General features: G+C 67.6%; 27 protein-coding genes and 1 pseudogene. 13 read left to right on the plus strand and 15 right to left on the minus strand.

What is annotated here, in order from left to right; all coding sequences use genetic code 11:
- Both RT567_RS03735 and murC read right to left on the minus strand, forming a co-directional pair.
- Nucleotides 1–1,044: sensor histidine kinase (locus RT567_RS03735; protein WP_313574386.1), on the minus strand; the 1,044-nt coding region annotated here is incomplete at its 3' end.
- Nucleotides 1,045–1,161: 117 nt separating this feature from the next.
- Nucleotides 1,162–2,550, minus strand: coding sequence for a glutamate ligase domain-containing protein (gene murC, locus RT567_RS03740; RefSeq protein ID WP_313574388.1), 1,389 nt, complete (start codon nt 2,548–2,550; stop codon nt 1,162–1,164).
- Between the two features lie 75 nt (nt 2,551–2,625).
- Here murC and RT567_RS03745 point away from each other — a divergent pair, with 75 nt between their 5' ends.
- Complete coding sequence (locus RT567_RS03745; protein WP_313574390.1) at nt 2,626–3,465, plus strand: LD-carboxypeptidase; 840 nt, start codon at nt 2,626–2,628, stop codon at nt 3,463–3,465.
- A gap of 7 nt (nt 3,466–3,472) precedes the next feature.
- Here RT567_RS03745 and RT567_RS03750 read toward each other — a convergent pair whose 3' ends face one another.
- Together RT567_RS03750 and RT567_RS03755 are read right to left on the minus strand one after the other, a co-directional pair.
- Nucleotides 3,473–3,964 (minus strand): TIGR02281 family clan AA aspartic protease, encoded by a 492-nt coding sequence (locus RT567_RS03750; protein WP_313574392.1) that lies wholly within the window; start codon nt 3,962–3,964, stop codon nt 3,473–3,475.
- Nucleotides 3,965–4,040: 76 nt separating this feature from the next.
- Nucleotides 4,041–4,259 (minus strand): DUF1289 domain-containing protein, encoded by a 219-nt coding sequence (locus RT567_RS03755; RefSeq protein ID WP_046652252.1) that lies wholly within the window; start codon nt 4,257–4,259, stop codon nt 4,041–4,043.
- A gap of 165 nt (nt 4,260–4,424) precedes the next feature.
- Here RT567_RS03755 and RT567_RS03760 point away from each other — a divergent pair, with 165 nt between their 5' ends.
- Both RT567_RS03760 and RT567_RS03765 read left to right on the plus strand, forming a co-directional pair.
- Complete coding sequence (locus RT567_RS03760; RefSeq protein WP_162938831.1) at nt 4,425–4,586, plus strand: hypothetical protein; 162 nt, start codon at nt 4,425–4,427, stop codon at nt 4,584–4,586.
- Between the two features lie 126 nt (nt 4,587–4,712).
- Entirely contained in the window at nt 4,713–5,510 is a 798-nt protein-coding gene (locus RT567_RS03765) for a crotonase/enoyl-CoA hydratase family protein (RefSeq protein WP_313574393.1), read from the plus strand.
- Between the two features lie 102 nt (nt 5,511–5,612).
- Here the strand turns inward: RT567_RS03765 and RT567_RS03770 are convergent, their stop codons facing one another.
- Genes RT567_RS03770 through RT567_RS03780 form a run of 3 tightly spaced genes read right to left on the minus strand, consistent with a single transcriptional unit; the run spans nt 5,613 to nt 8,588 of the window.
- Nucleotides 5,613–6,629 carry an efflux RND transporter periplasmic adaptor subunit gene (locus RT567_RS03770; RefSeq protein WP_313574395.1) on the minus strand — a complete coding sequence of 339 codons (1,017 nt, stop codon included), beginning with the start codon at nt 6,627–6,629 and terminating at the stop codon, nt 5,613–5,615.
- Nucleotides 6,630–6,651: 22 nt separating this feature from the next.
- On the minus strand, nt 6,652–7,419 hold the full coding sequence (locus RT567_RS03775) for an ABC transporter ATP-binding protein (protein WP_313574397.1): 768 nt from the start codon (nt 7,417–7,419) through the stop codon (nt 6,652–6,654).
- Nucleotides 7,416–8,588 (minus strand): ABC transporter permease, encoded by a 1,173-nt coding sequence (locus RT567_RS03780; RefSeq protein ID WP_313574399.1) that lies wholly within the window; start codon nt 8,586–8,588, stop codon nt 7,416–7,418. The genes RT567_RS03775 and RT567_RS03780 overlap by 4 nt, the downstream gene beginning before the upstream one ends.
- A 183-nt stretch (nt 8,589–8,771) precedes the next feature.
- Between RT567_RS03780 and RT567_RS03785 the strand changes: the two genes are divergently transcribed.
- Nucleotides 8,772–10,865, plus strand: coding sequence for a S46 family peptidase (locus tag RT567_RS03785; protein WP_313574400.1), 2,094 nt, complete (start codon nt 8,772–8,774; stop codon nt 10,863–10,865).
- Nucleotides 10,866–10,935: 70 nt separating this feature from the next.
- On the opposite strand, the gene RT567_RS03790 is transcribed toward RT567_RS03785, so the two are convergent.
- The gene (locus tag RT567_RS03790) at nt 10,936–11,250 is read right to left on the minus strand and encodes a YdeI/OmpD-associated family protein (protein ID WP_313574402.1); all 315 of its coding nucleotides are present in this window, start codon (nt 11,248–11,250) and stop codon (nt 10,936–10,938) included.
- Between the two features lie 188 nt (nt 11,251–11,438).
- Between RT567_RS03790 and RT567_RS03795 the strand changes: the two genes are divergently transcribed.
- Nucleotides 11,439–13,535: a S46 family peptidase gene (locus RT567_RS03795; protein ID WP_313574404.1), complete on the plus strand. Its 2,097-nt coding sequence runs from the start codon at nt 11,439–11,441 to the stop codon at nt 13,533–13,535.
- Nucleotides 13,532–14,059, plus strand: a complete 528-nt coding sequence (locus RT567_RS03800) for a GNAT family N-acetyltransferase (protein WP_313574406.1) — start codon at nt 13,532–13,534, stop codon at nt 14,057–14,059. Before RT567_RS03795 ends, RT567_RS03800 begins: the two co-directional genes overlap by 4 nt.
- Before the next feature lie 174 nt (nt 14,060–14,233).
- Here the strand turns inward: RT567_RS03800 and pgsA are convergent, their stop codons facing one another.
- From pgsA to RT567_RS03825, 5 genes and pseudogenes are all read right to left on the minus strand, one after another.
- On the minus strand, nt 14,234–14,860 hold the full coding sequence (pgsA, locus tag RT567_RS03805; RefSeq protein ID WP_313574407.1) for a CDP-diacylglycerol--glycerol-3-phosphate 3-phosphatidyltransferase: 627 nt from the start codon (nt 14,858–14,860) through the stop codon (nt 14,234–14,236).
- Between the two features lie 76 nt (nt 14,861–14,936).
- The gene (locus tag RT567_RS03810; protein ID WP_087138988.1) at nt 14,937–15,551 is read right to left on the minus strand and encodes a carbonic anhydrase; all 615 of its coding nucleotides are present in this window, start codon (nt 15,549–15,551) and stop codon (nt 14,937–14,939) included.
- A 54-nt stretch (nt 15,552–15,605) separates the two neighbouring features.
- Entirely contained in the window at nt 15,606–17,489 is a 1,884-nt protein-coding gene (gene uvrC, locus RT567_RS03815) for an excinuclease ABC subunit UvrC (RefSeq protein ID WP_313574410.1), read from the minus strand.
- A gap of 16 nt (nt 17,490–17,505) precedes the next feature.
- Nucleotides 17,506–17,951, minus strand: a pseudogene (locus RT567_RS03820) (DMT family transporter).
- Between the two features lie 8 nt (nt 17,952–17,959).
- Nucleotides 17,960–18,433 carry an NUDIX domain-containing protein gene (locus RT567_RS03825; RefSeq protein ID WP_313574411.1) on the minus strand — a complete coding sequence of 158 codons (474 nt, stop codon included), beginning with the start codon at nt 18,431–18,433 and terminating at the stop codon, nt 17,960–17,962.
- 29 nt (nt 18,434–18,462) lie between these two features.
- Here RT567_RS03825 and RT567_RS03830 point away from each other — a divergent pair, with 29 nt between their 5' ends.
- The 7 genes from RT567_RS03830 to RT567_RS03860 all read left to right on the plus strand — a co-directional run bounded on the left by RT567_RS03830 (nt 18,463) and on the right by RT567_RS03860 (nt 21,512).
- A complete protein-coding gene (locus RT567_RS03830; protein ID WP_003166112.1) occupies nt 18,463–18,594 on the plus strand; it encodes a hypothetical protein in 132 nt (43 codons plus the stop codon).
- Nucleotides 18,595–18,625: 31 nt separating this feature from the next.
- The gene (locus RT567_RS03835) at nt 18,626–19,363 is read left to right on the plus strand and encodes an SDR family oxidoreductase (protein WP_313574413.1); all 738 of its coding nucleotides are present in this window, start codon (nt 18,626–18,628) and stop codon (nt 19,361–19,363) included.
- 90 nt (nt 19,364–19,453) lie between these two features.
- Nucleotides 19,454–19,990: a 6-carboxytetrahydropterin synthase gene (locus RT567_RS03840; protein ID WP_313574415.1), complete on the plus strand. Its 537-nt coding sequence runs from the start codon at nt 19,454–19,456 to the stop codon at nt 19,988–19,990.
- Nucleotides 19,987–20,376 (plus strand): dihydroneopterin aldolase, encoded by a 390-nt coding sequence (gene folB, locus RT567_RS03845; RefSeq protein ID WP_269298733.1) that lies wholly within the window; start codon nt 19,987–19,989, stop codon nt 20,374–20,376. The genes RT567_RS03840 and folB overlap by 4 nt, the downstream gene beginning before the upstream one ends.
- Nucleotides 20,377–20,433: 57 nt before the next feature.
- Complete coding sequence (locus tag RT567_RS03850) at nt 20,434–20,808, plus strand: serine/threonine protein kinase (RefSeq protein WP_313574417.1); 375 nt, start codon at nt 20,434–20,436, stop codon at nt 20,806–20,808.
- Between the two features lie 13 nt (nt 20,809–20,821).
- Entirely contained in the window at nt 20,822–21,196 is a 375-nt protein-coding gene (locus RT567_RS03855) for a hypothetical protein (RefSeq protein ID WP_313574419.1), read from the plus strand.
- Between the two features lie 25 nt (nt 21,197–21,221).
- A complete protein-coding gene (locus RT567_RS03860) occupies nt 21,222–21,512 on the plus strand; it encodes a GNAT family N-acetyltransferase (RefSeq protein WP_313574420.1) in 291 nt (96 codons plus the stop codon).
- Nucleotides 21,513–21,630: 118 nt separating this feature from the next.
- On the opposite strand, the gene RT567_RS03865 is transcribed toward RT567_RS03860, so the two are convergent.
- Both RT567_RS03865 and uvrB read right to left on the minus strand, forming a co-directional pair.
- On the minus strand, nt 21,631–21,957 hold the full coding sequence (locus tag RT567_RS03865; RefSeq protein ID WP_313574422.1) for a hypothetical protein: 327 nt from the start codon (nt 21,955–21,957) through the stop codon (nt 21,631–21,633).
- Nucleotides 21,958–22,109: 152 nt separating this feature from the next.
- On the minus strand, nt 22,110–24,291 hold a 2,182-nt coding region (gene uvrB / locus RT567_RS03870), incomplete at its 5' end, for an excinuclease ABC subunit UvrB (protein ID WP_313574423.1).

Here is a 24,291-nt window from a genome sequence, read left to right on the forward strand (position 1 = left end):
CCCCGCGCCGGCGCCCTGGCGACCCGCGTCGCCGGTGTTGAACGGCTCGAAGATGGCGCGCGCGGCGTCGTCGCTGACGCCGGGGCCGCTGTCGTCGACCGTGGCCGACAGGCGCACCTGTCCGCCTTCCAGCGCCGTGTCCAGCCGCACCTCGACGGCGCCGCCTTGCGTGAACTTCAGGGCGTTGCCGATCAGATTGTTCAGCAGTTGCTTCAGCCGCATCTCGTCGCCGACGATCCAGCGCGCGGCGCGCAGATCGCCATGGACGCGCAGGTCCAGCGCCTTCTCTTCGGCGCGGGGGCTCCACAGGGCCGACAGGTCCGCCGTCATCGCATGAAGGTCCAGCGGCGCCGGCTCCAGCGTCAGCATCCCCGCCTCGGCCCGCGACATGTCCAGCGCGTCCGTCAGCAGGCGCAGCAGGCTGTTTCCAGAGTCCAGTATGGTGCGGACGTGGGGGCGCAGATCCTCCTGCGTCAGTTGCCGCTCCATCAGGGCGGCCACCCCCAGCACGCCGTTCAGGGGCGTGCGGATTTCATGGCTCATCACGGCCAGGAATTCGGACTTGGCCCGGCTGGAGGCGCGGGCTTCGGCCTCGGCCCGGACCAGGTTCTGGGCCAGTTCAGCCATGGCCTCGGCGCGGCGCTTGTGGATCGCCACCCCGGCCTGAAGGACATGCAGCCCGGCGCCGACCCCGACATAGCGGCCGCGCGAGACGACGACGAACCCCTTCAGCAGGGCGCCCAGCCCCGCCGTGTCCATCGAGGCGAACAGCACGTCGGCCGAGGCGTCGGCCTCGACGATCATGGGCGCCGGGTCCATCAGCGCCGAGACCGGGCGCCGGGCGTAGAGGGCGCGGCCGAACTCGGCGGCCAGCTTCAGGGTGAAGGCGTTGCGCTCGATCAGGCCGACGGGCCGTCCATCGGCGTCGGCCACGGCGATGACCAGAGTCTCGGGCTCGGCCTCGAAACGGGCCAGGGCGTCGGCCCCCGGCGCGTCCGGCGCCATGGGCGCCGAGGCGTCCACGAAGTCTCCGATCCTGGCCATTTCCAGCCGTCTCCTGCTTCTTGCGAGAGCAGGGTTAGGCCAGGGCGCTTAACAGGCGCTTTGCCGGAAGTGAATGTTTTGCAAGGCTAATCTGACAGATCATCCGAAAACGGATGATCAGAAGCGCGCCAGCAGTTCGGCCGCGAAGGTCGACAGGCTGTCGTCGCGTGCGCCCATCACCACGACCCGGTCGCCGGGGCGGGCGATCTCGACGATGCGATCGCCGCAGTCGGCGCGGGTGGCCAGGGCCTGCGCCTGACGGCCCGCCGCGCGCACGCCCGCCGCAATGTCCTCGCTGCCGACGCTGCGGTCGGTGGTGCCGCCGTAATAGACCGGCTCGGGCATCAGCAGCACGTCGACGGAGCGCATCAGACCGGCGAAGCCTTCGACGAACTCGTCCTTCATCAGCTTCAACGGGCCGAAGCCGTGCGGCTGGAACAGGATCAGCAACCGCCCGTCAAAGGCGTGCAGGGTCTTTAGGGTGGCGGCGATCTTGTCCGGGTTGTGGGCGAAGTCGTCGATGACGGTGACGCCGTTTTGCGCGCCCACCACTTCAAGCCGTCGCCGGATGCCGCTGAAGGTCTCCAGCGCCGCGACCGCCTGATCCATGTCCACGCCCAAGGCCTTGGCCGCCCCCAGCGCTGCCAGGGCGTTGGCGACATTGTGCGCGCCCGGCACGTTCAGCCGCGCGACACGCGCCGCCTCGCCGCGCACGCGCAGTTCGAAGGTCATGCCGGTGGGCAGCGGTTGCAGATCATGCGCCGACAGGTCGGCCTCTTCCTCGCCCAGCGCGAAGGTGATCGCCTTGCCGGTTTCAAGCGTCTGGGCCAGCGCGGCCGTTTCGGGATTGTCGAGGTTCAGCACCGCTGTCGTCGCCCGGCCGACGAAGCCGCCGAACAGGTCGCGCAACTCCTCCATCGACTTGTGGTCCAGCGAGATGTTGGAGACGACCGCCACGGTCGGGTCATAGCGGGCGATGGAGCCGTCGCTCTCGTCCACCTCGGCGACGAACAGATCGGGGTCGCCGATCAGGGCGCTGGCGAACGGGTGGTTGGGCGTGGCGAAATTCTTCATCACCGCGCCGTTGACCACGGTCGGCGCGCGGCCCGCCTGATCCAGGATCCAGGCGGTCATGCCGGTGATGGTGGACTTGCCGCTGGTGCCCGCCACGCCGATCGAAGTCGGGGCCGCGTTGAACAGTTCGCTGAGCAGCTGGGGCCGGGTCTTGATGAGGGCGCCGACGCGCCTGGCCGCGCCGATGTCGGGTACGGTGTCCTCGACGGCGCCGGTGGCGACGACCACCTGATCCGCGCTGATCACGCCCGAGCCGTCCTGCGGGTGCAGGGTCACGCCGTGGGCGCGCAGCCAGTCGAACTTCTCGGGCGTGCGGCCCTGATCCAGGGCGCGGTCGGAGCCCGAGATGCGGTTCCCCTGCGCCTGAACGATCATGGCCAGGGGCAGCATGCCGGAGCCGCCGACGCCGCAGAAGAAGTAGTCTTTGTTCATCGGCTTGATTTCAATGCGGGAAACCGGGGAAGGTCGATCTGACTAGCACGCAAGACGCCCGAGGCCACCCCGTCCATGCAGACCAGACCGTTCCGAATCGGCGTCGTCAACGCCAGCTCCCGCCTGGACCCCGTGCGGGGCGAGGCGATCCGGGCCTGGGCGGCGGCGACCTGGCCGAACGGCGAGGTCGAACTGGTGCTGCATCCGGCTCTGTTCGAGGTGCACGGCCATTTCGGCGGCGATGACGCCACCCGCGCCCGCGCCTTCGTCGAGACCGCCAACGATCCCGACATCGACGCCGTTTGGTTCGCGCGCGGCGGTTACGGCGCCTGCCGCATCGCCGAGGCGGTGATCCCGGAACTGACCGTCCACGCCTATGCCAAGCGTTACCTCGGCTATTCCGATGCGGGCAGCCTGTTGGCGGCGCTGTATCGCGCGGGCTTTCCCCATGTGGCGCACGGGCCGATGGCTTCGGACGGATCGCGCCATGACGCTACGGGGCTGCGGGCGGTGAACTGGCTGAGGGCGGGTGATCCGACCTCGCTGGAGCCGTCCCTGCTGACCGACGCCCGACCCGCCGTCGGCTTCAACCTGACCATCCTCAATGAACTGGTCGGCACGGCGATCGAGCCGGACCTGACCGGTCACGTCCTGATGCTGGAAGAGGTGTCAGAGGCGCTCTATCGCGTCGATCGGATGATGTTCCATCTGACCGGCCAGGCCTCGATCCGCCGGGTTGCGGGCATCCGTCTGGGCCGGGTGTCGGACGTCACCGCCAACGATCCCGACTTCGGCCTGACGGCGGAAGAGATCGTGCGGTACTGGTGCGTGCGGTCGGGGATACCCTATCTGGGCGGCGCCGACATCGGCCATGACCGGGACAATAAGGTCGTGCCCTTCGGCCGGCGCGGCTGAGACGCGCTCAGCCCCTCAGGATCAGGCCATCGGGCCGCGCCTCGAAGGCTGAAAGCCGGCCCAGGAAGCTCATGCCCAGCAGGGCTGCGGGCATGTCGCGATCGACCACCAGGGCCTCGACCGAGGTCATCTCGACCCCCGCCACCGACAGGGAGGTCAGCAACACCCGCGCGGCGGGCACCTGACCCGAGGCGGTGTTCAGCGTTTGATTGAAGTCATGCGGTGTTAGCCGCACGCCCAGCCGTTCGGCGTCGGCGCGGCTCAGCGTCACCACGCTGGCGCCGGTGTCGACCAGCATCCGCATGGGCCGTCCCTCGACGGTCGCCTCGGCCCAATAGTGGCCGTCGGCCGCGCGCGTCACCGACGGCGCCTCTTTCAGGGCCACGGCGGCGTAGGCCTGGGCTGGGCCTTCCCACCACATCAGGGCGCCGATGCAGGCAGACGCCGACGCCAGGGCGGCGGCGAAGACAACAGCGGAGCGCGGGTCAAAGCGGATCATGAAGCGGACTATGCCGTCTTGGTCTTCCCATGCGGTGAAGCGACGTGGCGAACGAAAGGTTGACGAGACAGGGTCTTCATTCGCCCAGCAGGCGGGGATCGATCCGCCCCTTGCGGCCCGGCAGGTCGGTCATGACGGCGGCGCGGGCCTCGTCCGTCATCCGGCTCCAGGTCGCGATCTCCTGAAGCGTGCGGAAACAACCCAGGCACAGGCCGGACGCGCCGTCGACGGTGCAGACCATGACGCATGGGCTGGCGACGGGGCGCGGCGGGCGAGGGGCGGGGGCTTCGGTCATGATTCGTGACGCTATCGCTACAATGAGTCCGAGAACGGACTATAATTCTTGACTTTTTCCACAGCTTCGCTATCTTCAGCCTCGACGCGAAACGACTGACAGGGTGAGAGTCCCAATAAGCACGACGTGTCTTCTTTCATCGTTCAGCGAAAGGAGACGCCAAAAATGAACGAAAACAAAGAGCGCAATCTCCAGCACGCCATGCTGTCCTTCGCCCTATTCGGCGGGATGCTGGTGAATACGAAGCAGATGAACGGCGCAGGCGACCGCGTGGTCAGCCATCCGTCCAACTTCGTGCCCATAACGATCAAACGGCCGCGCGCGTAGTCGCGAGACTGGATGATCCAGCCAGAAGCCCCGGTCAGAACGACCGGGGTTTTTCAATTCCGCCCTTGCCATCTCGCCGCGCCCTGGCCGACACCCGAGTCTCCATTGGTGAAGAGGAAGCGCGGCATGGGTCTGATCGTCGAAGAGCGCAGAGGCGCGGTCATGGTCTGGACCATGGATCGGCCCGATCGCCTGAACGCCCTGCCGGATCTGGAGGACGGCGAGGCCTTCGCCGCCGCCTGCGACGCGGCCAACGCCGACCCCTCGATCCGCTGCGTGGTGATGACGGGGGCCGGGCGCGCCTTCTCGGCGGGCGGCGACCTGAAGGCGATGAAGGACCGCCGCGATCTGTTCGAGGGATCGGGCGCCGCCATCCGCGAACGCTATCGCCGCGTCGTCCATCGCATCGTGCGCGCCCTCTATGGGCTGGAGGTTCCGCTGGTCAGCGCTGTCAACGGCCCGGCTATGGGGCTGGGCTGCGACATCGCCGGGCTGGGCGACATCCGCATCGCCTCGGACCGCGCCAGCTTCGGCGTGCCCTTCATGAAACTGGGCATCATTCCCGGCGACGGCGGCTCGTGGCTGCTGCCACGGAACATCGGCTACAACCGCGCCGCCGAACTGCTGTTCACGGCCCGCTCGATAGACGCCGAGACGGCCGAGAAATGGGGTCTGGTCAACCGCGTCGTTCCGCATGAGGCCCTGATGGACGAGGCGATGGAGACGGCCGGTCAGATCGCCGCCCAACCGCCCCAGGCGCTGCGCATGGCCAAGACCCTGCTGCGCCAGGGTCGCGACATGAATTTCGACCAGATGCTGGAGTTGTCCGCCGCCATGCAGGCCCTGGCTCACCTGACCGACGACCACATCGAGGGCGTGACGGCGGTGCTGGAAAAGCGGAGCGGCGAGTTTACGGGACGCTGAATCCCGGTTCACCCCGGCGGACGCCGGGATGAGCGGGAGAGTAGGCGCAAACAAAAAGGGGCCCCCTGCGAGGCCCCTTTTCCTTATGCGGCTTGCTCTCCCTTAAGAGCGCGCCGGCGTCTTCATGGCGCGGGCAGCGGGCACGCCGGTCGAGGCGGTCTCGCGTTTGGCGCCGGCCGTTTCGCCCGGCTTCATGAACTTCACCAGGACGCGCTGGCCGATCAGCAGCGGGGCTTCATCGACGGCGACCACCACCTCGACCACGCGCTCGTCGGTGCGTTGCGAGGGGTCGTCAGAAGCCAGCTTGCGGGCGCCGAAGACGGCGGCGCGGCGCAGCACCTTGCCGACATAGACCTTGGACGGATCGCCTTCAGGGGTGATCTCGACGGCCTGATCGACTGTGACGTTGGGGATGTCGGCCTCGACGATTTCGGCGCGGGCGATGCGCGGGGCGTCCGGCTCCAGATCGAACATGTTCGACACGTTCAGGGTCGAGGCGCCGGCGCCGGGGTTGGCGTAGCGACGCACGATGCGGCCGTCGGCGGGGGCGCGGATGACCGTCATCTCGACGTTGTAGGCGGCTTCGTCGCGGCGGGCGCGGGCGCTCTGCACCGCCGACTGCTGCGAGCCGAGGCGGGCCTGGGCCTGGGCGATGGCGTCGCGAGCCTGGTCCAGACGCTGGGCGGCGACGAAGTTGGTGGCGACCAGCTTCTGCAGGCGATCATACTCGCGCTGGGCCGTGGCGATATCGACGTTGATCAGGCGCAGCTGGCTTTCGGCTTCGCCCAGGGTGGCCGAGGCGGTCTGCAGCGCCAGGCGCGGTTCGTCGTCTTCCTGGCGGGCCAGGATCTGACCGGCCTTCACCAGGTCGCCTTCCTGGACCAGGACGTCGCGCACCACGCCGCCGCGACGGGCTGCGATCTGGATGATGCCGCCCTCAATGTCGATCTTGCCGTTGGCGATGGCGGAGTAGGGGCTTTCGACCTTCTTTTCGGCGGCCTGGGCCAGTTCGGCCTTCTTGGCGGCGCCGGCCTTCTGCACCATGCTGAAGCCGACGATCAGCACGATCAGCAGCGCCAGGCCGATCCAGAGCCATTTGTTTTTCAGAAATGCGGGCATGTGAGTCCTCAAAGGATCGGTGTCAGTGCGAGGCCAGGGCGGCGTCGGGATTGGGGGTTCGGCGCTGATCGTCGATGATCACGCCGTCTTCGATGTGGATGACCCGGTCGGCCCAGGCTTCCAGGCGCGGGTCGTGGGTCACGCAGATGACGGCGGCGCCGTGCTCGGTCGCCGCCCGTCGCAACAGGCGGATCACGATCTGGCCGTTCTCGCCGTCCAGGGCCGAGGTCGGTTCGTCGGCGAACAGGATCTGCGGATCCTTGGCCAGGGCGCGGGCGATGGCGACGCGCTGTTTCTCGCCGCCGGACAGGGCCGCCGGGCGTTGATGCAGGCGATGGCCGAGGCCGACCTCCTCCAGCGCCAGGGTCGCGCGCTTCCTGGCCTTATCCGGCGACAGGCCCTGATATTTGAGCACCGTCGTCACCTGCTGCAGGGCGGTCAGCGCCGGAAACAGGTTGAAGCCCTGGAAGATGAAGCCGCAGTGATCCAGGCGGAATTTGTCGATCCGGCCGGCCGGCAGCTTCCACAGGTCGTCCACGTCCAGCGCGTCGACGCGCCCTTCTTCGGGCCGCAGCAGGCCGGACAGGGCGGCGATCAGCGTCGACTTGCCCGAGCCCGACGGCCCCATGACCATGGTCAGGTCGCCGTGGCGGGCGTCGAAATTCACGCCCTTCAGCACTTCGACGAAGGAGCGGCCGGACTTGAACCGCTTGGTCAGTCCCTTGGCCTCCAGGGCGAACTCGCCGTGCTTGCCGTGGACCTTGGTGTGTCCGAGTGACAGGTCGTTCATCGCAGCAGGTCCGCAGGTTGGCTCTTCTTGAGGATGCCCATCGACAGGAACCCTGACAGCATGGAGATGCCGATCAGGCCGCCGCCGACCACGAGCAGCAGGCTGAGGGGCATGGAGATGATGACGGCGTTGGACAGGGCGAACAGCGACAGCAGCCAGGTCAGCAGGATGGCCGCGCCGACCCCCACCATCCCGACCCAGAAGCTCAGCTCCATGACGATGCGGCGCAAGGAGCCCATGCCCACGCCTAGGGCGCGCAGCGAAGCGAACTCCTTGATGTTGGCCATGATGGCGCCGCGCAGGGTCTGCCAGGTGATGGCCACGCCAATGATGATGCCCAGCACCACGCAGCCGCCGATGATGATGACCAGTATGCCTTCCTCGAACATGGCGCCGGCGTTGGCGTCGGCCAGTTGCTGGCGGGTCCAGGCCTTCCACTGGCCGTTGCCCATGGCGTTCAACTGAGCCACCACGTGTTCGGCGCGGGCTGGGTCTTTGATGCGGAGCATCAGCGGGCCGACGCGCGGGCCTTCGAAGGCCTCGCCCAGCATCCGCAGGCTGTCACGCGACATGACGATGGTCGGCTGCATCATGTTGGGATAGCCGCGCAGCACCCCGACCACGGTCACGGTCTGGCCGTTGAACAGAGCCTTGTCGCCCAGTTTGACGCCCAGCGGCGTCAGCGCCGTCTCGTCCACCGCCACGGTGAAGGGCTGGCGAAGGGCTTCGACCAGTTCCTCGGAATAGTCGCGCGGGATGGTGACCGAGCCGGGCGCCGTGTCGATGATGTTGACCAGGACGCTCTTCTGCTTGGGCGCGCCCTGTTTGGCGCGGTCCGCGGCCGACATCGTCGGGTCGACGTCCTTGATGTTCTGGAAATTGCCCCCCGACATGTCGAGCGTCTTCACCTCGACCACCTCGGGGTGGTTGTAGGCCAGGGGCACGAAGCGACGCGGCATTCCCATCGGGCCGCTGAACAGCGCCTTGGCGCCCGGCTGCATGATGAAGATATCAGCGCTCGAGCGCTCGATGGCGGCGGTGAAACCCTTGCCGATACCGATGAAAACCCCGGTCATGGCCAGCACGAGCAGACCCGAAAGGGCCAGCGCCATGACGGCGGCCATATAGCGGCGCCACTCAAAGAGCAGCGTGGATAGCGCGAGCGACATGACGCGTTCTTATTCCCCTGACTTGCGCTGTTATCTGACCGCGCCCCGGCCCGGGGCCAAGTTAAATCGGGGTAAGGCTGGCGCGACCGGATTTGTTACGGGGGTTGAGGAAGCGGCCTCGGCAAGGCTAGTGACGCGCAACAGCAAGGCGTGGCGTGGTGTCCCGCCTATTCGGAGACGCCCATGTCGCTTCGCCGCACTCTTTCGTTCACGGCTTCCCTGGCCGCCCTCGGCATGGCCGCCGTGGTGGTCAACGCCCCCGCTTCGGCCGCGCGCGCCGACGAGGGCATGTGGACCTTCGACAACTTCCCGATCCAGACGGTGAACGATACCTATGGCACGCGCATCGACCAGTCGTGGCTGGACCGCGTCCGCAACGCCGCCGTGCGCCTGCAGGGCTGCTCGGCGTCGTTCGTGTCGGGCGAAGGCCTGATCCTGACCAACCACCACTGCGTCATTTCCTGCGTCCAGGATCTGTCCACGGCCCAGAACGACTACGTCAAGAACGGCTGGATGCCCGCCACGCGCGAGGAAGAGAAGACCTGCCCCGGTCAGACGGCGGAAGTCCTGACCGACATCACCGACGTGACCGATCGCGTCCTGGGCGCCGGTTCCGGCCTTGAAGGCGCGGCCTTCGTCGCCGCCCGCTCGGCCGAGATCGACGCCATCCAGAAGGAAGCCTGCGGCGACGACCGCAAGCTGACCTGCCAGGTCATCAGCTTCTATCGCGGCGGTAAATACGCCCTCTACAAGTTCCGCAAGTATGAAGACGTGCGCCTGGCCTTCGCGCCGGAGTTTCAGGCGGCCTTCTTCGGCGGCGACCCGGACAACTTCAACTTCCCGCGCTACGCCCTCGATGCCGCCTTTCTGCGCGCCTATGAGGACGGCAAGCCGGTCTCCAGCCCGAACCACCTGAAGTGGAACCCCAACGCCCCGGTCGACGGCGAAGTCACCTTTGTGGCGGGCAACCCCGGTTCGACCTCGCGCCTGCTGACGATCAGCCAGCTGGAGCGTCTGCGCGACCAGCAGATCCCGATCACCCTGATCCAGAGCGCCGAACTGCGTGGCCGCCTGGTCGAATATTCGACGACCGGCGAGGAAGAGAAGCGCGTCGCTCTCGACCCGATCTTCGGCCTGGAGAACAGCTTCAAGGTCTATTACGGCCAGCAGGGCGCCCTGACCGACCCGACCTTCATGGGCAAGAAGCGCCAGGAAGAGGCTGAACTGCGTCAGCGCGTCGCCGCCGACCCGGCCGTGGCCGAGCGCATCGGCGACCCGTGGGCCGATCTGGAAAAGGTGCAGGTCACGGCCCGCGACCTCTACCTGCCCTATCGCCAGCTTGAGGCGAACGCCGGCGGCGGTTCGACCCTCTATTCCTACGCCCGCGCCATCGTCCGTGCCTCCAAGGAACGCGCCAAGCCGGTCGCTGAGCGCCGCGCCGGCTACGCCGACAGCGACATCGCCGCCCTGGGCCGTCGCCTGGCCTCGGAAGCGCCGATCCCGGTCGGCGTCGAGGAGATCCAGCTGTCGCACTGGATGCTGAAGACCCGCGAATATCTGACGGTCGACAGCGCCGAGGTGAAGGCCATGCTGGGTTCTGAAAGCCCGGAAGTCATCGCCGCCCGCCTGTCGCAGAGCCGCCTGATCGACCCGACCTTCCGCGCCGAGGCCCTGGCCATGACGCCGGAGCAACTGGCCGCCTCGGGCGACCCGATGATCGCCTTCGTCCTGGCCAACGACACCGCCGCCCAGGCCGTTCGCACCCAGTGGGACGCCGGGGTCAACGCCCCGACCGCCCGCGCCGCCGAAAAGGTCGCCCAGGCCCGCTTCGCCGTCTATGGCGACAACCTGTACCCCGACGCGACCTTCTCGCTTCGCCTGTCCTACGGTCAGGTGAAGGGCTGGACCTATCGCGGCGTGACCGTGCCGTCCTTCACCCACATGGGCGGCCTGTACGAGCGCGCCACCGGCGCCGAGCCGTTCAACGCTTCCGAGCGTTTCGTCGCGGCGCAGGAGCGGATCAACAAGGACGTCGTCTATGACTTCGTCTCGACCAACGACATCATCGGCGGCAACTCCGGCTCGCCGGTGATCAACGCCAAGGGTGAAGTGATCGGCGCCGCCTTCGACGGCAACATCCACTCGCTGGGCGGCTCGTTCGGCTATGACGGCGAGCTGAACCGCACGGTGTCGGTCTCGACCGCCGCCGTCACCGAGGCCCTGCGCACCGTCTACAACCAGCCGCGCCTGCTGCGCGAACTGGGCGTGCGTCGCTAAGCCTGTCGGATTTAGGTCCGGGATTTGAGGGGCGCCGTCGGGTGCCCCCTTTTTCTTTGCCCGTTCAGGACTACTGCGGCTTGCCCCGGCTTTTCTCGACGAGCACCGCCTGCTGCCAGCGACTGGGCGTCTTGTCGGTGCGGTGGATGCAGCCTGCCCAGCAACAGGGCCGCCGCTTGCCTTCGCGCAGTTCCTCGACTGCGCGCTCGATCCGTTTCTCGCGGGTGGCGGCCTGTTTGGCGTCTTCGACCCAGCAGATGAACTCATTGCGGCCCAGCGGCGTCAGGCCCCGCCACAGGGCCAGGGTCTCGGCGTCGGAGGACAGCCGCGCCTGCATGTCTTTTCCGGCGACGTGCACCACGCCCTGGGGGAAGTCGTCAGACATGGCGTCAATCCCGTCCCGTTTCGTCATTCGCCGAATCTAGACCCGCGAACGCGCGCTGTGAATGCGCTCGGCAGGGGTTGCGGTTTCCGCCCAGGTTCTGTTCAGACTGATCGCAAGACGGCCTCGGTTTCCAGGAGGCTGAAACAGGGCTTCGGCGATAACCGGGGCCGCGACGTCGAGGATGTCTCATGCGCACCACCTACACCCCGATACTCTTCGCCTCGGCCGCCGTCCTGGCCTTCGCCGCCGCGTCTTCGGCCAAGGCGGAGGAGGGCATGTGGACCTATGACAACTTCCCCATCGCCCGCGCCAATCAGACCCTGGGCACGAGCATCGATCAGGCCTGGCTGGACCGCGTGCGCCAGTCCTCGGTGAAGTTCGGCGGCTGTTCGGCGGGCGTCATCTCGGCCGAGGGGTTGGTGATGACCAACAACCACTGCGTCGCCACCTGCGTCGCCAACCTGTCCACGCCGCAACTGCAATACGCCGAGACCGGCTTCACGCCCAAGAGCCGCGAGGAAGAGCTGAAATGCCCCGGCGGTTCGGCCGAAATCCTGACCGACATCACCGACGTGACCCAGCGCGTGCAGAAGGCGGGCGAGGGCCTGGACGGCCAGGCCTATACCCAGGCCCGCGAGGCCGAGGCCGGGCGCATCGAAACCGAAGCCTGCGGCTCTGATCCCAAGATCCGCTGCCAGGTCGTCAGCCTGTATCGCGGCGGTCAGTTCAAGCTCTACAAGTTCCGCAAATACTCCGACGTGCGTCTGGCCTGGGCGCCGGAAGACCGCGCCGCGACCTTCGGCGGCGACCTGGACAACTTCTCCTTCCCGCGCTTCGCCATCGATGCGGCCTTCATTCGCCTGTACGAGGACGGCAAGCCCGCCACGACCCCGACCCACTTCACCTGGAACCCGAACAAGCCGACCGAGGGCGAGCCCGTCTTCGTCACCGGCAACCCCGGCTCGACCCAGCGCCTGCTGACCCAGGCCCAGTTGATGACCATTCGCGACGTGGTGCTGCCTCTGGACCAGCTGATCGCCTCGGAGCTGCGCGGCCGTCTGATCCGCTATTCGGAAGAGGGCGAGGAACAGGCCTTCATCGCCATGGACCCGATCGTCGGCGTCGAGAACACCTACAAGCGCGGTCGCGGTCGCATGGCCGCCCTGATCGATCCGGCCTTCATGGACCAGTTGGCCGGACAGGAGACCGTCTTCCATCGTCGCGTCGCCGAGAATGAAGCCCTGTCGGCTGAGGTCGGCGATCCCTGGGCCGCCCTGGCCGAAGTTCAGCCGATCGCCCGCGAGCTCTATGCTCCGATGGCCCTGCTGGAAGGCGGCACGGGCATGGGTACGACTTCGGTCGCGGGCGGTTCGCCCCTGTTCCAGTGGGCGCGGGTCATCGTGCGCGGCGCTCAGGAACGCGCCAAGCCGTCGGATCAGCGCCTGTCCGAATACGCCGATAGCCGTCTGCCCGGCCTCCAGTCCGGCCTCTTCGCCGAGCGTCCGACCTATCCGGAACTGGAGCAGATCCGTCTGGAGTGGTGGCTGTCCAAGACCCGCGAATGGCTGACGGTCGACAGTCCCTACGCCCGCACCCTGCTGGGCAAGGAAAGCCCCGAGGCCCTGTCGGCGCGCCTGATCGAAGGCACCAAGCTGGCCGATCCCGCCGTGCGCCGCGCCCTGTGGGAAGGCGGCCTGCCCGCCGTCCAGGCCTCGACCGATCCGCTGATCCAGTACGTCCTGGCCATCGACGCCGACGCCCGCGCCGTGCGCACCGAGTGGGACAACAAGGTCAAGGCGCCGACCGACCGCGCGTCCGAGCAACTGGCCGCCGCGCGCTTCGCCGCCTTCGGCGACGCCGTTTATCCGGACGCCACCGGCACCCTGCGCCTGACCTACGGCCGGGTCGAGGGCACGGACGTTCCGGGCCAGCGCATCGGCGCCTTCACCACCTTCGCCGGCCTGTGGGACCGCGCGACGGGCGCCGAGCCCTTCAACGTCGCGCCCAGGCTGCTGGCCGCCAAGGACCGCATCGACCCCAACGCGGTGATGAACATGGCCGTCTCGTCCGACACTATCGGCGGCTCGTCGGGCTCGCCCGCCGTCAACGCCAAGGGCGAGATCATCGGCGCCAACTTCGACTCCACCGTCCTGACCCAGCGCAACGCCTATGGCTATGACCGCAACGTCAACCGCAGCGTCATCGTCACCACCCAGGCCGTGACCACGGCCCTGCGCGACGTCTACGGCATGGATCACCTGATCCAGGAGCTGGGCGTCCAGTGAGCGAAGCGACCTTCCGTCCCGCCGCGCCGGACGATGTTCCGGCGCTGCACCGCCTGATCGAAAGCGCCTATCGCGGCGACAGCGCCAAGGCCGGCTGGACCCATGAAGCCGACCTGCTGGGCGGCCAGCGCACGGATGAAGCGGAGCTGCGCGATATCCTGACAGATGCGTCGCGGGTGATTCTGCTGGCCGAGGTCGAGGGCGTTTTGACCGGCTGCGTCCAGGTGGCGGATCAGGGCGAGGGCCTGGCCTATCTCGGCCTGCTGACCGTCGATCCGGCGCGCCAGGCGGGCGGTCTCGGCCGCCTGCTCATTGAGGCCGCCGAGGCCGAAGCCGCCGCCCGCTTCGGCGCGACGCGCATGGAGATGACCGTCATCCGTCAGCGCGCCGAACTGATCGCCTGGTATGAGCGGCGCGGCTATCGCCTGACCGGCGAGACCCGGCCCTTCCCGATGGATGACGAACGCTTCGGCCTGCCGCGCACACGCGAGCTGGAGTTCGTGGTGCTCGAAAAGACGCTCTGACGACCTTCTCCCCTTGTGGGAGAAGGTGGCAGGCGGAGCCTGACGGATGAGGGGTGCTGGCGCCGCCGGTTGAAGTTCAACCTCCGCAGCCTGCGCCCTTTTTCATGACGTCGCGCTCACACCCCTCATCCGAGCGCCTTCGGCGCCCACCTTCTCCCGCAAGGGGAGAAGGATTTACAGATCCCGCATCTGCTTCTGGGCGGCGCTGAAATACTGCCAGCCGGTCCACAGGGTGACGAGGGCGGCGAGCCAGATCAGGGCGTCCGAGAACAGCTGGAAATGGGGCAGATAGTCGAACGGCAGGCCCCAGCCGTCCCAGTTGCGGGCGAACAGCTGGCAGCCCAGGGCCACCATCTGCAGCGTCGTCTTCCACTTGGCGGCCAGGGTGACGGGCAGGTTGATACGCCCGGCCATGGTCTCGCGCAGGGCCGAGACCGCGAACTCGCGGAACAGGATCAGGCCGCAGGGGATGATGATCTGCTGCACCGAGCCGCTCGTCAGCACGCCCAGCACGGCGCCGGTGACCAGGATCTTGTCGGCGATCGGGTCCAGGATGGCGCCCCAGCGCGTCTCCGCTTTCCAGCGGCGGGCCAGATAACCGTCGATCCAATCCGTCGAGGCGGCGATGACGAAGATCCAGAATCCCGTGCGATACATGGCGAACTGGTCGTCGGGGCTCAGCCAAGCCGAGACGAAGGGAAAGCCGCTGGTCGCGCCCGCCAGCAGCAGGAACATGACGATCCCGGCCGCCAGCCGCAGGCTGGTCAGGATGTTAGGGATGGCTTTGTAGGCAGGGGCCATGACGTCTTCCGTTGCAACACGCCGGGTGTGCCACGGTTCGCGACAAGAGGCGAGGCCAGAGGCGAGGACGGCGTGCTCAGTCCAGCCGCTCGAACCGCCCCGGTCCCGTCAGCTTGGACAGGATGCCGAGCGCGATGCCGAAGTGCAGGCCGCTGAGCTTCAGTTCGCCCGCCGCTTCCTTTTCTGCGATCCAGGGGAAGGTGCGCAGATTGTCCAGCGACAGGCGCACCACGGCCTCCTCGGCGGCGCACTCGACCTGTTCGGCGGGCAGGGCCTCGACCGCGCGGCGCACGCTGGGGGCGGCCTGCTCGACCCAGGGGGCGACGAAGTCCTGACAATTGGCGGGCGCGCCGTTCAGCATGGCGTTCACCCCGCCGCATGAGGCGTGGCCCATCACGACGACGTGTTTGACCTTCAGCACATTGACGCCGAACTCCAGCGCCGCCGAGACGCCGTGCAGCTTGCCGTCGGGCTGATAGGGGGGGACCAGATTGGCGACGTTGCGCACGACGAACAGTTCGCCCGGCGCCGTGTCGAAGATCAGGGCCGGATCGGCGCGGCTGTCGGAACAGGCCACGACCAGGGTGTGCGGCTTCTGACCGTTGGCGGCCAGGGCTTCGTATTCGGCGCGTTCGGACGGCCACCGATTCTGGCGGAAACGGTGATAGCCCTTGGTCAATTCGTTGGTCATGAAGCGTTTTCTAGACCCGCGACGGTTGGTCGCTCAACCCGAAATCTTCGCCGTTCATGACTTGTGAAAGAAGCCGTGGATGCGTTCGGCTAGGGCCTGGCTGACGCCCTCCACCTTGACCAGATCGGCGACCGAGGCCCGTCCGACGCTCTTGGCTGAGCCGAAGGCGTGCAGCAGGGCCTTCTTGCGCCCCGGCCCGACGCCCTCGATCTCGTCCAGCGGGTTCTTCTTGATGTCCATCGAGCGGCGCTTGGCGTGGGCGCCGTTGGCGAAGCGGTGCGCCTCGTCCCGCAGCCGTTGCAGGTAGTAGAGAGCGGGGCTTTTCAGCGGCAGCATGAAGGGCGCCTTGCCCGGCATGAAGAACTTCTCCAGCCCTGCGTCGCGATCCGGTCCCTTGGCCACGCCGACCACGGCGATGTCGTCGACGCCCAGATCGGCCATGACGGCCAGAACCTCGGCCAACTGGCCCGCCCCGCCGTCGATCAGCAGCAGGTCGGGGCGTTCGACCGCCTCGCCCGCCTCCTCGTCCTTCACCAGCTTGCCGAAGCGGCGGCGCATGACCTCGCGCATCATGCCGTAGTCGTCGCCGGGGCTCAGGTCTTCGCCCTTGATGTTGAACTTGCGGTACTGGTTCTTGCGGAAGCCGTCCGGCCCCGCGACGATCATGCCGCCGACGGCGTTGGTCCCCTGGATGTGGGCGTTGTCATAGACCTCGATCCGCTCGGGCCGGGCGTCCAGACCGAAGGCCTCGCACACCTCGTCGAGAATTTTGGACTGGGCCGAGTTCTCGGCCAGTTTGCGGCCCAGCGCCTCGCGGGCGTTGGTCAGGGCGTGGTCGACCAGGCCCGCCTTGCCGCCACGCAAGGGCTTGGCGATCTCGACCTTATGCCCGGCCTTCATGCCGAAGGCTTCCTCCAGCAGCTCCAGTTCATGCGGGCGGACATTGGACAGGATCAGGCGCGGGACCGGTTTGTCCTCATAGAACTGGCCCAGGAAGGCGGCGAGGATTTCCGGGTCGCTGTCGCTCTTGTCCACGCGCGGGAAATAGGCCCGCCCGCCCCAGTTCTGGCCCGCGCGATAGAAGAAGACCTGGACGCAGGCCTGACCGCCCTCGGCGTGCAAGGCGAAGACGTCGGCCTCGGCCACACCATCGGCGTTGACGCTGTTCTCCATCGAAATGGCCGACAGGGCGCGGATGCGGTCGCGCACGCGGGCGGCGGTCTCGAAGTCGAGATCGTCGGACGCCGCCTGCATCTCCTGCGACAGGCGGCCGATGACGGCGCGCGACTTGCCGCGCAGGAACTGTTCCGCCTCCGTGACCAGATCGCCATAGTCCTCAAGCGAGATCAGACCGGTGCAGGGCGCCGAGCAGCGCTTGATCTGGTGCAACATGCAGGGGCGGGTGCGCGTCTCATAGACGCTGTCCGAACAGGACCGCAGCAGGAAGGCTTTCTGAAGCGTGTTCAGGGTGTGGTTGACCGCCCAGGTCGAGGCGAAGGGGCCGAAATAGTCGCCGGGAATCGTATGGGCGCCGCGATGCTTCCTGACCTGGGGGGCGCGGTGATCGCGGCGGATCATCAGTTCGGCGAAGGACTTGTCGTCGCGCAGCAGGACGTTGAAGCGCGGCTTCAGCTTCTTGATGAAGTTGGATTCGAGCAGCAGGGCCTCGGTCTCGGACGCCGTGACCACCAGCTCCATCGAACGGGTCAGGCTGACCATCAGGCCGATGCGCTGGGTGTGGAACCGCCCTTGCGCATACTGCACCACCCGCTTCTTCAGCGACTTGGCCTTGCCGACATAGAGGCAGGCGCCGTCCTCGCCGTACATGCGATAGACGCCGGGCTTGTCGGGCGCGCGCCGGGCCTCGTCCGCGATCAATTCAGCGGCCTGAAGCGGTAGGGCGGTCATCTCCGGAATGTCGGGCGTCGGGTCGGTCATCAGGCGGGATATAGGCTCAGCCGCGCCGGACCAGAAGCACCCCGCCGATCACCAGCAGCACGCCGGCGACGCGGGTCAGGCTGATCGGCTGCTGCGGCACGCCCATGACGCCGAAATGGTCGAGGATCAGGCTCAGCGCCAGCTGGCCCGCCACCATCAGGGTGTGGTCAGCGCCACGCCGATCTTGGGCACGCCCCAGGCGGCGGCCACCACGAAGACGCAGCCATAGAGGCCGCCCAGCCAGGCCCAGGCGGGCAGGGCCTTCATCGCCTGCACGTCCGGCCGGGCCTGCAGCGTCACGGCGACGAGGGCCAGGGCGACTGTTCCCACGAAGAAGGAGACGAGCGCCGCATTGACCGGCGACCCCACGGCGCTGGCCAGCCGCGCATTGGTCGGTCCCTGCAGGGCGGTGGCGGCGCCGCCCAGGATCATGGCCAATAGGGCGAGGATGGGAAGCTGCATCGGCGGTCTCACCAGTTCGGATCGGGCGCGGCGCCGCCGAAGATCTCGGCCAGACGATCGCGGGTGGCGCGGGTCGTGTCTTCAGGCAGGGCGTTCGGGTGAAACCAGCCGATCTCGGCGATCTCGCCGTGACTGGTCCGCTCGGTCAGGTCGAAGGCGTCTATGCGGAAGACCAGGACGTGATCCCCCGGAAAGAAGCGTTCATTGGAGTGCGCCGACAGCAGGCGCGGCTCGCCCCTGACGATCAGTCCGGCTTCTTCGCGGAGCTCGCGGATGACGGCGGCTTGCGTCGTCTCGCCCTTGTCCACCCCGCCGCCGGGCAGCCACCAGCCTTCCAAGTACGTATGCTTGACCAGCAGCACCCGCCCCTTGTCATCGATCGCCGCGCCGCGCACGCCCAGCGTCATTCCCCGGCTCATCCGCGACCATATGAAGAACAGCGGCCGGGTGAAGGGTTCGATGCGGGTGCGCCAGTTTGCCATGCGGGAACGATAGGCTGTCGCCGGGCGGCTTGAACAGGGGCGCGCTTGCCCCTATTCGGGGGCGGAACAGGAGACCCATCATGCTGGCCATCGCCACCATCTTCGCCTTCATCGCCGTCGTCGCCGCCTTCAACTACTTCGAGTTCGGCCGGGTTGACTGACTCCAGGTCGGCTGACGTCCCTTCAAGGGGCGTGGCGCTGGTCACGGCCGCCTCGCGCCGGATCGGGGCGGTGCTGGCGAAGGCGGCGGCCCAGGCGGGCTATGACGTCGTCGTCCACTACCGCTCGGATGCGCAAGGCGCGCAGGCCGTGGTCCAGGCCATCGAGGCCATGGGGCGGCGCGCTGTCGCCGTTCAGGCCGAGCTGACAGACGCCGGGGCGCGCGCCGCCCTGATGGATCAGGCCTTTGCCTTCGGGCCGTTGCGGGCGCTGGTCAACAACGCCTCCCTGTTTGTCTATGATCAGCTGGAGACCTTCCAGGAGGCGGATCTGCGCCTCCATCACGAGGTCAACGTTCTGGCGCCCCTGGCCCTGATCCGCGATTTCGCCGAGCGCCTGCCCGACGGGGACGAGGGCGTGGTGGTCAATATGCTGGACTATAAGGTCACGGCGCCGAACCCCGACTTCTTCTCCTATACCGTCAGCCGTGTGGGCATCGCCCATATGACCGGCGCCCTGGCTTTGGCCCTGGCGCCGCGTATCCGGGTCTGCGGCATCGCGCCGGGCCTGACCCTGCCCTCGGCCGGCTGGCCCGAGGCCGACTATCTGGCGGGTGCCGAGGCCACGCCGTTGAAGCGGCCGGTGGCGGTCGAGGATCTGGCGGCGGCCCTGACCTTCATCCTGAAGGCGCGCAGCCTGACCGGTCAGAATCTGGTGGTGGACGCCGGGGCCGGTCTGACCCGCCGCGACCGTGATCTGGAGTTCGCTTGAGAAAATTCGCCTGAGGGCGTTCGTCGTCACATGACCTTTATTTGCCGATAGGTTGGTGCTTTAGCTGCCGCCATTCATCCTGAGACCTTCATGCCCGCTGTCCGTTTCACTCGCCGCTTCTCGATGGCGCACCGGCTGATCGCCGATGCGGGGTCGAAGTGCGCCGTGCCGCATGGGCACAATGAGTTCGTGACGGTGACGCTGGAGCCGACGGCGGAGATTGATTTCGGCGGGGCCAATTACACGGCCTCGTTCGAGCGGTTGAAAGCGCGCTGGCACGGCTTCGTCGACCGCAGCATGGATCATGCCTTCCAGCTGAACCGCGCCGATCCGCTGCTGGCCTGGTTCCAGCAGCATGAGCCGCATCGTCTGAATCAGGTGCTGACCGTGGACGGCGATCCGACGACCGAGGCTCTGGTCATCGCGCTGTGGCGCAAGCTGGAGGCCATCCTGGCCGCCGAGGGCCTGCCCTTCCGCCTGGCTGAACTGGCCATCGAGGAAACGCCGACCAACACCGTCCTGACACGCGGCCTGACCGAGGCGGAGCGGGCTTGGGATCTGGGCGCCTGGTGCGACCGGGCCGATTTCAGCATCAATGATCTTCTGCCGCCGGAGACCTGGTCTTGAGCGCCGTCGTCACCCCCCTGCCGTCCGTCGAGCCGCGCCGCCTGGGCCTGAAGGTCATGGTCCGCGCCCTGAAGGTCGAGGCCTCGATCGGCTTCTACGACCATGAGCATGGGCGGTTGCAGCCGCTGGTGGTGGATGTCGAACTGGACCTGGGCGCCGCCCCGGTCGAGCGGCTGGCCGATACGCTGGATTACGACGGCGTGGCCCGCATCGTGCGCGAGCTGGCGGCGGGGCCGCACATCGCCCTGATCGAGACTTTCGCCGAGCGCACCGCCGTCGCCTGCCTGGCCGATCCCCGCGTGTTGAGCGTCGTCGTGCGGGTCGAGAAGCCCGGCGCCATTCCCGATGCGGCCGCCGCCGCCTGCGAAGTCGCCTATTCGCGCTGAGGCCGGTTGCGCGGGACCGTCCGTCCCGCCATCATCCCGGCCTGACAAGAGGTTCCGATGGTTCAGTCCGGCGATTACAGCAGCAACAGCGGCGGCGAGGTCTCGGCCGATCTGACGGGTCTCTATGCGGGCTACGCCCTGATCCTGCTGGCGGCGCCGACCTTCGGCGCGGCGGCGGCGATCGGACTTCTGCGCGTGTGGCGTCGGCCTGCGCCGGTCGATCCGGTGCTGCGCAGCCACTTCGTTTTCCAGCAGCGGACCCTGTTGGCGGCGGTGATCGCCATCATCGCCGGCGCGGTGCTGATCCTGGTCAACGTCGGGGTTTTCGTCCTGTTCGTCATGGCCGTGTGGACCATCGTGCGCGGCGCCCTGGGGCTGAAGGACTTGCTGACGGGGCAGGCCATCGCCGAGCCGCGTCGTCTTTTCTACTGAAAGGCCCGCCGTCATGAGCGATCAGACCCCCGCCGCGCCGGTCGCGGGCCGAGACGGCGCCGTGGTGGCGTGGATCCTCTACATCCTGTCGATCCCCAGCGCGAACCTGCTGGTGTTGGTCGGCCTGGTGCTGGCCTATTTGAACCGGGGCTCGGCGACAGGGCTGGCGGCCCAGCACGTCGAGGCGCAGATCAGGCTGTTCTGGTCGGTGTTCTGGATCAGCGCCGTTCTGTGGGTGTTGTTCATCATCGGCCTCGTCACATCGCCTTTCTTGATCGGCCTTCCGGTTCTCCTGGTATCCGGACTTCTTTTGCTGCTGGTGTCGATCTGGTTCACGGTGAAAAGCGTTCTGGGTCTGCTGGCCCTGCTGAACGACCGGCCGGCCTGAACTGACTCATTCGGGAGGAGCCGCCGTGCCCGCCTTCAAAGACCATGCGGCCGATCGCCGTTTTCAGCAGCTGTTCGCAGACGCGGACGGGACCGAGCATCCGGTCTGGGCCGAGTATGCCGTGCGCGGCCACGCCCGCGTCATCCTGCACGTCGAGGCGCATCCGGCCCTGCGCGGCACGGGCGCGGCGGGTCGCTTCATGCAGGCCCTGGCCGAGCATGCCCGCGCCGAGGCGCTGACCCTGATCCCCCACTGCAGCTATGCGGTCGCTTGGCTGAAGCGTCATCCCGAGTACGAGGATGTGGTGGGGTCGTAGCGGCGCGCTTACTGGATCCTCGGGTCAAGCCCGAGGATGACGGCGTTGAAGGGAGGCGCGGCGCGTAGCGCCCAGGCCGCGTCGGGTCGAGAAGGCGGAGCCTTCTGACCGCGGCCGATCAAGGATGACTCTTCGCCACGATGGCCTTCATGGTCTCGGCCTTGGCGGGCAGGTCGGCGACCAGGCGGGCGGCCAGTTCGCGGGCGCCGACGGGATAGGCGTCGCCGCCGTCGGCGATCTCCCTGGCCATGTCGGCGGCCTTGCACAGGGCGACCTCGAGGGCCTCGACCTGTTCCAGCGCCAGGGCTCGGGCTTCGGCCTGCAGGCGCTTGACCCGTTCGGCGGTGGTTTCGGGCGCGCGCATCAGGTCATAGACCTCGGCTTCCGGCGCGGAGACCACGCGCAGGGCGGCGCGGGCGTCGGATTCATTGCTGGACTTGGTCATCGGCGTCTCTCCTGAACGCACCATGCCGCATTTTCGCCGCAAGGTCGCATCCGATTTTGCAGCCAAGCTCGCAGCCGCGTGGCCATGTTGCCCGTAAGCCGCATGAACCGGGCCTCATGAAACGGGGATGAAGCGGCCACAGTCGCGAGCCCCTACCGCCCCTTCCTGAACGCCTCCGCTTTTTCGGCCGCCGCCTCCTTGCGCCAGCGTTTCGGCGCTGACCTGTCGACGTCTTCGCCGGCGCCCGTCAGGGCCTCGTTGGCGAATTCGAGGTCGAGGAGCTTCATCTTCTTGATTTCATCGCGCAGGCGGGCGGCTTCCTCGAACTCGAGGTTGGCGGCGGCCTCGCGCATGCGGCCTTCCAGATCCTTGAGGGCGGCCTGGAAGTTGGAGCCGATGAAGGGCTTGGCCTCCTCGGCGACGCCGGGGCGGGTCAGGCGATCGAGGTCGCGGGACTCATAGGGGCTGTCGAGGATTTCCTTGATGTCGCGCTTGACCGTCGCGGGCGTGATGCCGTGTTCGAGGTTGTAGGCCTGCTGCTTCTCGCGGCGGCGGTCGGTCTCGGCGATGGCGCGCTCCATCGAGCCGGTCATGCGGTCGGCGTAGAGGATGACGCGGCCGTCGACGTTGCGGGCGGCGCGGCCGATGGTCTGGATCAGGGAGGTTTCCGAGCGCAGGAAGCCCTCCTTGTCCGCGTCGAGAATGGCGACCAGACCGCACTCGGGGATGTCGAGGCCCTCGCGCAGCAGGTTGATGCCGATCAGGACGTCGAACGACCCGAGGCGCAGGTCGCGCAGGATCTCGATCCGCTCCAGCGTGTCGACGTCGGAGTGCATGTAGCGGACGCGCACTCCCTGCTCGTGCATGTATTCCGTCAGGTCTTCGGCCATCTTCTTGGTCAGGGTGGTGACCAGGGAGCGGTAGCCGGCGCGGGCGGTGGCCTTCACCTCGTCGATGACGTCGTCGACCTGGTTGCGGGTCGCGCCGGAGACGGGGCGGATCTCGACCGGGGGGTCGATCAGGCCGGTGGGGCGGATGACCTGTTCGGTGAAGACGCCGCCGGTCTTGTCCAGCTCCCAGGCGCCGGGGGTGGCCGAGACGAAGACGGTCTGGGGCCGCATGGCGTCCCATTCCTCGAACTTCAGCGGGCGGTTGTCAATGGCCGACGGCAGGCGGAAGCCGTACTCGGCCAAGGTCGACTTGCGGCGGTAGTCGCCGCGGAACATGGCGCCGATCTGGCCCACGGTGACGTGGCTCTCGTCCACGAACAGCAGGGCGTTGTCGGGGATGTATTCGAAGAAGGTCGGCGGCGGCTCGCCCGGCGCGCGGCCGGTCAGCCAGCGGCTGTAGTTCTCGATGCCGGCGCAGGAGCCGGTGGCCTCCATCATCTCTAGATCGAAGCGGACGCGCTGTTCCAGGCGCTGGGCCTCCAGCAGCTTGCCGTTCTCGACCATCCAGTCGAGCGTCTCCTTCAGCTCGGCCTTGATGCCGGTGATGGCCTGGTTGAGCGACGGGCGCGGGGTGACGTAGTGGCTGGCGGCGTAAACGGTGACTTCTTCCAGCTCGGCGGTCTTCTTGCCGGTCAGGGGGTCGAACTCCTGGATGGACTCCAGCTCGTCGCCGAACAGCTGGATGCGCCAGGCGCGATCCTCCATGTGGACGGGGAAGATCTCCAGCACGTCGCCGCGCTTGCGGAACATGCCCCGCTCGAAATTCAGGTCGTTGCGCTTGTACTGCAGGGCGATCAGGTCGGCGCGCAGCTTGGCCTCGTCGATGGTGTCGCCGACCTTCAGGGAGAAGGTCATGGCGGTGTAGGTCTCGACCGAGCCGATGCCGTAGATGCAGCTGACCGAGGCGACGACGATGACGTCGTCGCGTTCCAGAATCGCGCGGGTGGCCGAGTGGCGCATCCGGTCGATCTGCTCGTTAATCGACGAGTCCTTCTCGATGTAGGTGTCGGTGCGCGGGACGTAGGCCTCGGGCTGGTAATAGTCGTAGTAGCTGACGAAATACTCGACCGCATTGTCGGGGAAGAAGGCCTTGAACTCGGAATAGAGCTGGGCCGCCAGCGTCTTGTTGTGGGCCAGGATCAGGGCCGGGCGCTGGGTCTGTTCGATCACCTTGGCCATGGTGAAGGTCTTGCCCGAGCCGGTGACGCCCAGCAGCACCTGCTCGCGATCGCCCTCGTCCGCCTGGGCCACCAGTTCGGTGATGGCGGCGGGCTGATCCCCGGCGGGCTGGTAGCGGGTCTCCAGCCGGAAAGGGACGCGCTTCTTGTTGGCCGGCCGGTCGGGGCGGTGCGGCGCCCAGTCCGCGGGCGCGGCGGGCGCCTCC

This window comes from Brevundimonas sp., assembly GCF_032107865.1.
Classification (GTDB): Bacteria; Pseudomonadota; Alphaproteobacteria; order Caulobacterales; family Caulobacteraceae; genus Brevundimonas.